At 49.2% G+C, this 12637-nt stretch carries 9 protein-coding genes; all 9 read left to right on the top strand.

Features of this window, described 5'->3' with window-relative positions:
* Nucleotides 1–16 precede the first annotated feature (16 nt).
* The 9 genes from tsf (at nt 17) to AC1VOR_RS01675 (ending at nt 12276) form a co-directional block, all read left to right on the top strand.
* Entirely contained in the window at nt 17–667 is a 651-nt protein-coding gene (gene tsf / locus AC1VOR_RS01715) for a translation elongation factor Ts (RefSeq protein WP_482615433.1), read from the top strand.
* A gap of 96 nt (nt 668–763) precedes the next feature.
* Complete coding sequence (gene pyrH / locus AC1VOR_RS01710) at nt 764–1492, top strand: UMP kinase (protein WP_482615431.1); 729 nt, start codon at nt 764–766, stop codon at nt 1490–1492.
* Entirely contained in the window at nt 1492–2046 is a 555-nt protein-coding gene (frr, locus tag AC1VOR_RS01705) for a ribosome recycling factor (protein ID WP_482615430.1), read from the top strand. The genes pyrH and frr overlap by 1 nt, the downstream gene beginning before the upstream one ends.
* A gap of 71 nt (nt 2047–2117) precedes the next feature.
* Nucleotides 2118–2885, top strand: a complete 768-nt coding sequence (locus AC1VOR_RS01700) for an isoprenyl transferase (protein ID WP_482615428.1) — start codon at nt 2118–2120, stop codon at nt 2883–2885.
* 17 nt (nt 2886–2902) lie between these two features.
* On the top strand, nt 2903–3700 hold the full coding sequence (locus tag AC1VOR_RS01695; protein WP_482615426.1) for a phosphatidate cytidylyltransferase: 798 nt from the start codon (nt 2903–2905) through the stop codon (nt 3698–3700).
* A gap of 72 nt (nt 3701–3772) precedes the next feature.
* The gene (locus AC1VOR_RS01690; protein ID WP_482615424.1) at nt 3773–4912 is read left to right on the top strand and encodes a 1-deoxy-D-xylulose-5-phosphate reductoisomerase; all 1140 of its coding nucleotides are present in this window, start codon (nt 3773–3775) and stop codon (nt 4910–4912) included.
* A gap of 92 nt (nt 4913–5004) precedes the next feature.
* Entirely contained in the window at nt 5005–6279 is a 1275-nt protein-coding gene (gene rseP / locus AC1VOR_RS01685; RefSeq protein ID WP_059053484.1) for an RIP metalloprotease RseP, read from the top strand.
* A gap of 46 nt (nt 6280–6325) precedes the next feature.
* Complete coding sequence (gene proS, locus AC1VOR_RS01680; protein ID WP_482615421.1) at nt 6326–7777, top strand: proline--tRNA ligase; 1452 nt, start codon at nt 6326–6328, stop codon at nt 7775–7777.
* 179 nt (nt 7778–7956) lie between these two features.
* Complete coding sequence (locus tag AC1VOR_RS01675; protein ID WP_482615418.1) at nt 7957–12276, top strand: PolC-type DNA polymerase III; 4320 nt, start codon at nt 7957–7959, stop codon at nt 12274–12276.
* The last annotated feature ends 361 nt before the right edge of the window (nt 12277–12637 follow it).

Raw genomic sequence — 12637 nt, 5'->3', positions numbered from 1 at the left:
TGGAGGGAATATAAACATGGCAGTAGATGCAAAAGCGGTTAAAGAACTACGTGAAAAAACAGGTGCGGGCATGTTGGATTGTAAAAAAGCACTTGAGGAAGCAAATGGTGATTTGACCAAAGCGGCTGAGCTGCTTCGGGAAAAAGGCCTTGCTGCCGCTGCTAACAAAGCAGGACGTATCGCTACAGAAGGCGTTGTTGAATCTTACATCCACGCTGGCGGCCGGATTGGCGTTCTTGTGGAAATCAACTGTGAAACTGACTTCGTAGCTAAAACCGATCAATTCAAAGATTTCGCTCGCGATGTTGCCATGCATATTGCGGCTATGAGTCCGCTTTATGTACGCCGTGAAGAAGTTCCAAACGACGCGATTGAGAAAGAAAAAGAAATCTTGAAGGCTCAAGCTTTGAACGAAGGCAAACCAGAGAAAATCGTTGAGAAAATGGTCGAAGGCCGCATCGGTAAATACTATGAAGAGTATTGCTTGTTGGAACAATCCTTCGTTAAAGATCCAGACAAAACGATCTCCCAATTGCTGAATGAAAAAATCAGCACGATCGGTGAGAACATTTCCATCCGTCGCTTTGTTCGTTATGAGCTTGGTGAAGGTCTGGAGAAAAAAGTGGACAACTTCGTAGAAGAAGTTATGTCTCAGGTGAAGAGATAAGCATAAAGCAAACCATCCATAGAGGGTAGGAAAGTTGGAACACGCGGTGTTCCTTCTTTTTTAACCTGTGAATGAGTTCATGGTGGAGGTATACATTTGAAGCAGCCAGTGTTTAAACGTGTTGTATTGAAAGTCAGTGGCGAGTCACTGGCGGGTCAAAATGGTTATGGTATTGATGCGGATACTATCGCCTCTATTGCAGAGCAGGTGAAGGAAGTCGTGGAGCTTGGCGTGCAGGTGGCCATCGTTTGCGGAGGCGGTAATATCTGGCGGGGTATTGCTGGTAGCGCCAAGGGTATCGACCGGGCAACAGCCGATTATATGGGCATGCTTGCCACGGTAATGAACTCTTTGGCCCTTCAAGATGCCTTGGAGCAAATTGAAGTGCCTACGCGAGTGCAAACTTCCATTGCTATGCAGCAGATTGCAGAGCCTTATATTCGCCGCCGGGCTATTCGCCATTTGGAGAAAGGCCGGGTTGTTATCTTTGCAGCGGGCACGGGGAATCCATTCTTCTCTACCGATACTACGGCAGCTCTTCGCGCCGCAGAGATCGAAGCAGAGGTCATTCTCATGGCCAAGAACAAAGTGGATGGCGTTTACTCCGCGGATCCGTTCGTTGATTCGAGTGCTGTGAAGTATGAGACATTGACGTATATGGAAGTGCTGAACAAGAATCTGGGTGTCATGGACTCAACAGCGTCCTCGTTGTGCATGGACAATGACATCCCGCTGATCGTTTTTGCGATAACCGAGCAAGGGAACATTAAGCGCGTCGTTCTCGGTGAAAAAATCGGGACGATCGTCAAAGGGAGTGTAGATTAATGCCGCAAGCGATTAAGAAACATGCGGAAGAACGGATGGACAAAGCGATTCAAGCCTTGAAGAGAGAACTGGCGACACTTCGTGCAGGAAGAGCCGCTCCTTCGTTGCTGGACCGGGTTCATGTGGACTATTACGGATCGCCGACCCCAATTAATCAACTAGCTAACATCAATACACCAGATTCTCGGACTTTGATGATTCAGCCTTGGGATAAATCATCCTTGTCTGAAATCGAAAGAGCGATTCAGAAGTCTGACTTGGGCTTGACCCCTGCTAATGACGGGGCGCTGATTCGCCTGACCATTCCACCTCTAACCGAAGAGCGTCGGGTTGAACTGGTTAAATTGACCAAGAAATTTGGTGAAGAAGCGAAGGTGGCTATCCGTAATATCCGTCGCGATGCCAACGATGATATTAAGAAGTTGGAAAAAACAGATATTTCGGAAGATGAGTCACGCCGCCACCAGGAAGACATTCAAAAAACGACGGATAAATTTATCGCGGAAGTGGATAAGGTCCTAGCTGCGAAAGAGAAAGAGATCATGGAAGTTTAAGAGACATAAAGCGGCCCCTCCTATTACGGTGGGGTTTGTCTCTTTTTCATCACCCGGCTGGAGGAAAAGGAATGATCAAGTTATTTCAACCCTGGTGGAAAAAGAAAAAGCATCCCACATCCGTCGTGCTGTCCCCGGATAATATTCCCAAGCATGTCGCAATCATTATGGACGGCAACGGACGTTGGGCGCGCAGGCTAGGTTTGCCGCGTATTGTCGGTCATCGGTCAGGGATGAAAGCCGTGAAGAGGGCAACGATTGCCGCGGATGAACTTGGTATTTCTGTTTTAACGCTGTATGCTTTCTCGACGGAAAATTGGAAGCGGCCTAAGGATGAAGTTGATTTTTTGATGTCGCTCCCTCAGGAGTTTCTTGCGGTGGAGCTTGATGAATTGGTCGAAAAAAACGTCCAGGTGCGTATGATGGGACATACGGAAGAATTGCCCCCACATACCTTAACCGCAATGGAAGAAGCCATTGAACGGACGAAAAATAATACAGGTCTTATTTTGAATTTTGCATTGAATTACGGCAGTCGTCGCGAAATTACGGAGAGTGTAAAGGATATAGCCAGAAAGGTGCAATCCGGGGGAATGTCTGTGGAGGAGATTACGGCAGATACAATTCAGGCCGGGCTCTTGTCGGCAGAACTTCCCGAGCCGGACTTATTAATCCGGACGAGTGGAGAGCTCAGACTGAGCAACTTTATGCTTTGGCAAACCGCTTATAGCGAACTGTGGTTTACGGATATTTACTGGCCCGATTTCGGGAAGGAACATTTGATTGAAGCCGTAGCGGAATTTCAGCGCCGCACACGGAGATATGGTGGACTAACCTAGCGAGGAAGGTGTGACTGGTGAAACAGCGGTTAATTACGGGCATTGTCGCCGGTGGCTTTTTTTTAGGAATATGCTGGTTGGGCGGATTGACCTACCACGTACTTGTCTTGCTTATGGCTTTGATCGGGTTTTATGAATTTGTCCGTATGACCAAGCTGCCTGCCTTTGGGGGCACTGCTATTCTGGGTTACCTTGGCGTATTGTACCTGGTCTTCCCGTGGGAGTTGCTTGGTTTTGCCAGACCACTTGACCCGTACGCAGCACTGTGGTTGTTTATGCTATTGTTCTTGGCTGTTACGGTTATTTCAAAAAATGAACAACCGATCGGTCAAATGGCGCTACTATACCTGGGCGTGGTGTACATTGGTGTAGGTTTCTCATCGATGGCTGAAATGCGCAACATCGAGGGCGGCAACGGACTTTTCTGGACCTTGCTGATGCTGGCCGCAATTTGGAGCAGCGATGCCGGTGCTTATTTTACTGGACGCCGTTTTGGTCGTCATAAACTTTGGCCGGCCATCAGCCCGAACAAGACCGTGGAAGGGGCCCTGGGTGGCGTCGTCATGGCAATCGGGATTGCCGTTTTGTTTGCTCTGGCTTCCGGTGGTTTGTTGACGGTTGGACGTGCTGTCTTGCTAGGTGCTTCGGCTGCGGTGGTAGGACAGTTCGGTGATCTCATTCAGTCGGCCTACAAGCGAGTGTATGGTATTAAGGATTCGGGGAAGCTGCTACCTGGCCATGGCGGGATTTTGGATCGGTGTGATAGCTGGATCGCCGTGTTTCCGTTTATACATATCCTCAGTCTCCTTCCGTAAGAATGTTTTTGCTAGCAACTTCTCATCACGAAGAGATGACCTTATATATTACGTTTGACTACGAGGTGTGAAATGAAGAAAATAGCGTTGATCGGCTCAACGGGATCGATTGGTACGCAGACATTGGATGTTTTACGTGCCCATCCTGAAAGCTTCTGTCTAGAGGGAATGGCGGCAGGCACCAATATCGATTTGTTCGTCCAGCAGGTTCATGAATTTGCGCCGAAGAAAGCTTCGGTAGCAACCAAGGAGCTCGCTGAACGGGTACGTCTACAACTTCCTGAGCATGTGGAACTGTACTATGGCGAGCAGGGACTCATTGAGGTTGCTGCCGGTACGGATGCGGATACTGTGGTAACGGCGATTGTAGGCAGTGCCGGATTGCCGGCAACGTTGGCCGCGATTGAAGAAGGCAAGCATATCGCTCTGGCTAACAAAGAAACGCTGGTTACTGCGGGGCACCTGGTAACAGAGCGCGCCAAGCAAAAGGGAGTGGCCCTGTTGCCAGTCGATAGCGAGCATTCAGCTATTTTTCAATGCCTGAACGGAGAAAGGGCAGAAGAAGTAGAGCAAATTACGCTAACGGCTTCAGGTGGCTCCTTCCGTGATCTGACGCGCGAACAACTCCGGAATGTGACTGTGGAAGATGCACTTAAGCATCCTAACTGGTCGATGGGGGCGAAGGTTACGATCGACTCGGCCACGATGGTCAACAAAGGATTGGAAGTGATCGAGGCCCGTTGGCTCTTTGATCTTCCCTTTGAGAAAATTGGAGTACTACTGCATCCGGAGAGCATCATCCACTCTTTCGTTGAGTATCGTGACGGCAGCGTCATTGCCCAATTGGGTACACCGGATATGCGCGTTCCGATCCAATATGCTTTATCGTATCCTTATCGTTGGACTTCACAGGCTCGTCGGCTCTCGCTGGCAGAGGTGGGAAAGTTACATTTTCGCGAGATGGACTTCGAACGTTTCCCGTGTTTAAGACTGGCCTATGAATGTGGTAAAATAGGTGGTACAGCAACCAGTGTTTATAATGCGGCTAATGAAGTGGCTGTTGCCCGCTTTCTTAGTGGAAGCATTTCATTTCTGGAAATAGAAACGATCATAGAGAAGGCTTTGTCCCGGCATGACGTGCAGTCTAGTCCAGATTTGGAAACGATTCGTGATGCTGACCGCTGGGCAAGAACGCTGGCCGAGACTCTGTAGGCGTTCACAGTATTCTCTTGTGCCTGGTCGGGGAATATATTAATTGAAATAGATGCCTGGACGATCCGTGGCCAAAAGGAGGATGCTTACGCTTGGAATTACTAAGAATCATATTTTTAACGGTGCTCATGTTTTTTGTCATCGTTACGGTGCATGAATGGGGACATTATTTCTTTGCGAAGCGTGCCGGTATTTTGGTGCGGGAGTTTGCTATCGGTTTTGGTCCGAAGCTGCTGTCCTTCAAACGGGATGAAACGCAGTTCACTTTGCGTCTGCTGCCTTTCGGAGGTTATGCCAGAATGGCAGGCGAAGACCCTGAACTGGTTCAGATTGCCGAAGGCCAGACAATTGCGCTGCGCCTGGAGCAAGGCAAGGTACAGAAGATTTATCTAGACCGCCTGGACAGCCGCAAAAATGTGATTCGCGGAGAGGTGCAGCATATTGACCTTGAGGATGACCTGACGGTCCGCATGGATGTGGATGGGGAAGTCCTTAGCTACCCTGTTCATCCACAGGCGATGATGGTCACCAAGGGCCGGGAGACACAGATTGCTCCGAGAGATCGGCAATATGGCAGCAAGACGGTTGGACAACGCGCTCTTTCTATCTTTGCGGGACCGCTAATGAACTTTATTTTGGCCTTCGTGTTGTTTGCCTTGCATATCCAAATGGCCGGAATTCCGCTGGAGCAACCTACCCACTTGCAAATCGGTGAAGTGATGAAGGGAATGCCAGCAGAGGAAGTCGGGCTGCAAGCCGGGGACATCATAGAGACCATTAATGGTCAGGCGGTGGGTACGGATGCCAACAAAATGATTGAGATGATTCAGGCATCCAAGAACCAACCGATGGAATGGACGGTCAACCGTGACGGAGCCACTGTTCGTGTGACGATTACGCCACAAGGGGCAAGCAATGAGGACGGCAAAATCGGCAGTACGATTGTTACGGTCTTCCCGACGCGGAGCGCTTCGTTCGGGGAAACGTTCCAGGTGGCCGGGCAAAGCATGGTTCATACCACCAAGGCCATTTTCCTTGGCTTCAAGCAACTGATTAACCAATTCTCAATGGATGATTTGGGTGGACCGGTACGAACTTTTGAAGTAACCGGGCAAATTGCCAAGCAAGGTATTGCACAACTTACCTACTGGGCAGCTATTCTGAGCTTGTATCTCGGGATCTTCAACCTGTTGCCAATTCCGGCGCTGGACGGGAGCCGATTGATCTTCCTGGGCGTCGAAGCGCTGCGAGGCAAGCCGATTGACCCCAACCGCGAAGGCATGGTACATTTTATCGGCTTTGCGATGTTGTTCCTGCTGATGATTGCGGTAACCTACAATGATATTTTACGGCTGATTCAAGGCTGATGCATATTTAAAAACTTGTGTTATTTACGGGAGGAAAAAGGTTCTTATGGCAAAAGAGGAGAAACAATTCGTTACGGAGATTACCCCCCAAGGGGAGGATTTCTCCCGCTGGTATATCGATGTAATCAAGAAAGCGGATCTGATGGACTATTCTCCGGTTCGCGGGTGTATCGTATTCAAGCCGGATGGCTATGAAATTTGGGAGCATATGCAAGCAGAACTGGACCGTCGCTTCAAGGAAACGGGCCATCGCAATGCTTATTTCCCGCTATTCATTCCGGAGAGCTTCTTCCAGAAGGAAAAGGAGCATGTGGAAGGCTTTAACCCCGAGCTGCCTTGGGTGACAGAAGCTGCTGGCGAGAAGCTGGAAGAGCGCCTTGCGATTCGTCCGACCTCCGAAACGATGGTTGGTCATATGTATGAGAAATGGATTCAATCCTACCGCGATTTGCCTGTGCTGATCAACCAGTGGGCTAACGTGGTTCGTTGGGAGAAGCGCACCTTGCCGTTCCTGCGCACGAGTGAGTTCTTGTGGCAAGAAGGGCATACAGCCCATGAAAACGAACAGGATGCTCGTGAGGAAACCATGCGGATGCTGGAAGTTTATCGTGATTTTGTAGAGAACTACCTGGCCATTCCGGTGATTGAAGGGCAGAAGACACCTTCTGAGAAATTTGCCGGAGCGGTAGATACATTCTCGATTGAAGCCATGATGAAAGACGGCCGTGCCGTTCAGGCTGGAACCTCGCATTATATGGGAACCAACTTTGCCGCAGCGTTTGATATTCAATATCTGAACCGTGAAAATGTACGGGAATATGTACATACCACTTCTTGGGGAGTAAGTACACGCTTGATCGGCTCGCTGATCATGGTACATGGCGATGACCGTGGACTCGCCTTGCCACCGAAGGTAGCTCCGAAGCAAGTTATGATTATACCGATTGGCCCGCCAAAAACATGGGAAGCCGTTGTCAACAGAGCGGACGAGTTATTCGCTCAGCTTAAGAAAGCAGGCATCCGTGTAGGAATCGATGATCGTGCCGATTTCCGCCCAGGTTGGAAGTTTAATGAGTATGAGATGCGTGGTGTTCCAGTACGTCTTGAGATTGGACCACGCGACATGGATAACGGCGTATGTGTTCTCGCTTCACGCATTAGCGGAGAGAAGAAAGTGATTCAGCAGGATCAACTGGTTGAAGAGGTTACTGCGATGCTGGAGCAAGTTCATCAGGAGATGTACGATCGGGCTAAGGCTTTCCGTGAGGAGCATTTCTATAACGTCGATACGCTGGATGAAATGAAAGCAAGCATAGAAGAAAAACGTGGCTTTACCTTAGCCGGATGGTGCGGCTCGGAGGCTTGCGAACGTCAGGTCAAGGAAGAGACGGGAGCAACTAGCCGGAACATTCCATTCAAGCCGGCAACGACGAAGGATACCTGTCTCGTCTGCGGGGAAAAGGCGAAACATACGGTTGTTTTTGCCAGAGCCTATTAATAAATGAGCTCGTTTGGCCGTAGAAGCCCTGGGAACTTCAGGTGCGGACAAACGCAATTAGCCACCAAGGCTTTCGGCAGACTGGCACCGGCAGGATTTAAGCGCCTGCTGGCCACTGCCGGAAGCCTCTTTTTTGTTGTAGGTTTGGAACACCAGCAAGCAAGACGGAGGGAGAGAATATGACCGGGATACAGGAGAAGAGGAATCGGCTCGAGCTGTTGATGAAGCAGGCTGAAGTGCCGGAGCCGCTGATCGATCCCTATTTTCTTGATGGACATATTGAGAAGGTAGAGGTCAGCCGGAGCAATCGGGAATGGAAGATTACGATTGCCAAGGATACACTGGTACCGTCTGAAATTTATCGTACCTATTGCCTTAGAATCAAAGAGCGGATGGAGCATATCGCTGCAATATCGTTTGAATTTAAATATGGCCCTGACTTGTCTGCCAAGGAAATCGTTAGCGAGTATTGGGGATTGTTTATTGAGTGGGTGAAGCGTCAAATTCCGTCCGTTAACGGGTGGATGGCACGTGCCAGCTTTGAGGTAGAGCAAGACTTGATAACTATTACGCTTGGCGATGCTACAGCCTTGGAATTAGCGGGCAAAAAGCATATTGATAAAGCAGCGGCCACTTTTTACGAGACTTACTTCGCCCTGGTTTTACGTGTGAAGATGCAAGTAGGAGAAAACCAGAATGAAGCCGTTGAAGAATTTCAGCAGCGGATTGTTGAAGAGAATCGTGAAGTCATTCAGCAGATGATGGAGAGTGCAGCGGCTGAAGCGCCTCCGGAAGAAATGGTTGACGGGGAAGTTATCAAGCTGCAGCTTGGCTACGATATCAAGGAACAGCCCGTCCCTATTCAGCAAATCCAGGATGAAGAGAAGAAGATTACGATTCAGGGTACCGTCTTTGGCTTGGACCGCAAGGAGCTTCGTAACGGGAACACGCTGTTTATGTTCTACCTGACGGATTTCTCGGATTCCTTGCAAATGAAGCTGTTTGCCAAGAACAAAGATGATTTGAAGGTGATGGGCCAACTCGCCAATGGGAAATGGATCAAAGCCCGCGGCAAGGTGGAGATGGACCGTTTTATGACGGTTCCTGAATTAGTAATGATCCCGTCTGATCTTTGTGAGATCGGCGCACCACCGGGACGGAAGGACAATGCTCCAGAGAAACGCGTGGAATTCCACTTGCATACGACCATGAGTACGATGGATGCGGTTGCGCCGATTGGTGATTATGTGAAGTTGGCTGCCAAGTGGGGACATAAGGCCATAGCTGTTACGGATCATGGCGGGGTTCAATGTTATCCTGATGCGGCCAAGGCGGCCAAGAAGAACGGTATTAAAATGATCTATGGTGTTGAGGCGAACGTTGTCAACGATAACGTGGCCGTAGTATTGAACGCCCGAGGTGACAATTTAAAGGCAGCGACCTATATCGTATTCGATATTGAAACCACCGGCCTATCTGTCACTCAGAACAAAATTATAGAAATTGCTGCGGTGAAGATGGAAGAGGGCAAAGAAATCGACCGCTATGCCACCTTCGTCAATCCGCATGTTCGTATCCCCTATAATATTCAGCAATTGACGAACATTAATGACGAGATGGTCAAGGATGCTCCTGACGTAGAAGGGGTACTCAAGCAATTCGTTCAGTTTGCTGGAGATGCGGTGCTCGTAGCCCATAATGCCCGTTTTGACGTTGATTTTGTCAATGCCAAGCTGAAAGAACTCGGTTTGCCAGAGATGACTAACCCGGTGCTGGATACGTTGGAACTCGCACGGATGTTATTCCCGACAATGAAGAATCACCGGCTGAATACACTGGCCGCCAAGTATAAAGTTTCATTGGAGAATCATCACCGGGCCATTGACGATACACTTGCCCTTGGTGAAATTCTGAATGGCCTGCTTGAGGATGCCAACAAGATGGAAGGGTACACGACTCTGGATCGTCTAAATGATAAGGTGGGTAAGGATTTATCCAACTCCCGTCCATTCCATTGCGGTATTTATGCGCTAAATGCTATCGGTAAGAAGAACTTGTTCAAGCTGGTCTCCATGTCGCATACGGAATACTTCAAGCGTGTACCTTGTATTCCCAAATCAAAGCTGGTGGATATGCGCGAAGGCTTACTAATCATGTCCGGCTGTGAGAAGGGCGAATTCTTCGAGGCCGTGCTGAACAAATCGGTAGAGGAAGCTGAAGCTATAGCCGAATTCTATGATGTTTTGGAAGTTCAGCCCCTGACGATGTATATGCATTTGGTTGAAAAAGGGTTGGTTGGCAGCAAGGATGAGCTCCAGACGGCTGTTCGGAAGGTGGTGGAGATTGGCATGAGGCTGGGTAAGCCGGTGGTGGCTACTGGCAATGTGCATTATCTCGAACCGAAGGACAAGCTGTTCCGCGATATTACGATTCACGGAATCACCGGCTTCAGCCCGCTAAAAGATATCCGCAAACCTGATGCTCATCTTCGGACGACCGAGGAGATGCTGGAGGAATTCGCTTTTCTGGGTCAAGATAAGGCGCAGGAAGTGGTAGTGAAGAATACGGTGGCTCTGGCAGAGCAGTTTGAAGAGCTGGAGTTATTCCCTGACAAGTTGTTCACCCCTATTATTGACGGGGCGGACGACGAAATCCGGGAGACTTGCTACAATACGGCAAAATCAATTTACGGCGACGAGTTACCGGATGTCATCATCAAGCGCCTGGAGAAGGAACTAGAGCCCATTATTAAATACGGGTTCTCGGCGAACTATCTGATCTCGGAAAGACTGGTGAAGAAGTCCAATCAGGATGGTTATCTCGTTGGTTCCCGGGGTTCTGTTGGTTCTTCCGTCGTTGCGCTGTTCCTCGGTATCTCCGAGGTGAATCCACTCCCTGCCCATTACATTTGCCAAAATTCTGAATGTCGACATAGCGAATGGTTCCTGGACGGTAGTGTGCCGAGTGGCTTTGACTTGCCTGACAAGGATTGCCCGCATTGCGGCGGCAAGCTGAAGGGTGAGGGCCAGGATATCCCTTTCGAAACCTTCCTGGGCTTCAAAGGAGACAAGGTGCCTGATATCGATTTGAACTTCTCGGGGGAATACCAACCGGTAGCGCACAATTATACCAAGGTATTGTTCGGGGAGAAAAATGTATTCCGGGCAGGTACGATCGGTACTGTCGCCGAGAAGACTGCTTTTGGCTTCGCCAAGAAATACGAGGAAGCTCATAGCAAACAATGGCGTGGCGCCGAATTGAACCGTTTGGCGGGGGGCTGTACCGGAGTCAAGCGTAGCACAGGACAGCATCCCGGCGGGATTGTGGTTGTGCCGGATTACATCGAAGTAGAGGATATTACTCCTGTGCAATTTCCTGCCGATGATACAAGCTCCGAGTGGAAAACCACTCACTTTGATTACCATGCCTTCGACGCGAATCTGTTGAAGCTGGATATTCTGGGGCACGATGATCCGACGATGATGCGGATGCTGCAGGATTTGACTGGCGTTGATCCTACGAGTATCCCGATGAATGATCCGAAGGTCATGAGCATGTTCAACTCTACGGAAGCACTTGAAGTACAACCACAGCAAATACGCACGCCGGTAGCTACTTATGGTGTTCCGGAAATGGGGACCAAATTTGTGCGTCAGATGTTGGTGGAGTCGCAGCCTTCATCATTTGCCGACTTACTGCAAATATCCGGTTTGTCACACGGAACCGGCGTATGGTTAGGTAATGCCCAGGATTTGATCAAGAACGGGACGTGCAACATCAAGACCGTAATCGGCTGTCGTGACGATATTATGTTGTTCCTTATATATAAAGCCGGGATGGATGCAGGTCTGGCCTTTAAGATTACGGAGAGCGTCCGTAAGGGCAAGGGACTTACGCCCGAATGGATCGATGAGATGAAGAAGTGCAAGGTTCCGCAATGGTATATCGATTCCTGCTTGAAAATACAGTACATGTTTCCGAAAGCCCATGCTGCGGCTTATGTTATCTCTGCGGTACGGACCGCGTACTTCAAGCTTTATTATCCCATCGAGTATTATGCGACTTATTTCTCCGTACGCGGTGAGGACTTTGATATCGAGTTGTTCTGTCAAGGGTATGAAGCCATCTATCGTAAGATTGAGGAAATTGAACAGAAGGGTTTTCAAGCGCTACCTAAGGAAAAGAGTATGCTATCCATCTTGGAGATGGCGCTTGAGATGACGGCGCGGGGCTTCCGCTTCAAGCCAATTGATCTTTATCGCTCGGATGCTACCAAGTTTGCAGTGGACGGCGATTCCCTGATTCCTCCTTTCTCGGCATTGGCCGGGATTGGCGAGAACGCAGCCAAGAATATTGCCGCAGCGAAGGATCAAGGCGAATTCTTGTCCATTGAGGACTTCCAGCAGAAATCCAAGGCGAGTAAGACGATTATTGAGTTGCTTAACTCCATGGGCTGCTTCCGCGGCCTGCCAGAAAGTAATCAACTGTCATTATTCTAAGATAAACCGTATGCATGGTAAAGATGGTCGAGTGTCGCACAACATCTACAAGGACCTTTACCGGCACAACCTGATGTTTGGTGGCGACGCATGAGGGGAATTGTCCACTTAACGGGAAATCCTCCAGCTAATATTTACTGCTGTCGCCATTATCAACCATTAGCTGGAAATGCTCCATATAATTTCGCCGAAAACACTGAAAATGGGTAAGAATCACACATTTATAAGGAGGTTTTCCATTTAAATAGCCAAATTCAGTCCATTTAGGCAAATTAGCTGGAGAATTTCCCATTAGTGTACTCGGCACCATGGGGGAACTGAGAACAGTAGACATCAAGAGTTGGATGGGCAGCGGAGCTAC

The sequence above is a fragment of the Paenibacillus sp. 1SOY10 genome, from assembly GCF_056836745.1.
The sequence above is the reverse complement of the archived record's forward strand: the minus strand, read 5'-3'. Positions and strand labels throughout refer to the sequence as shown.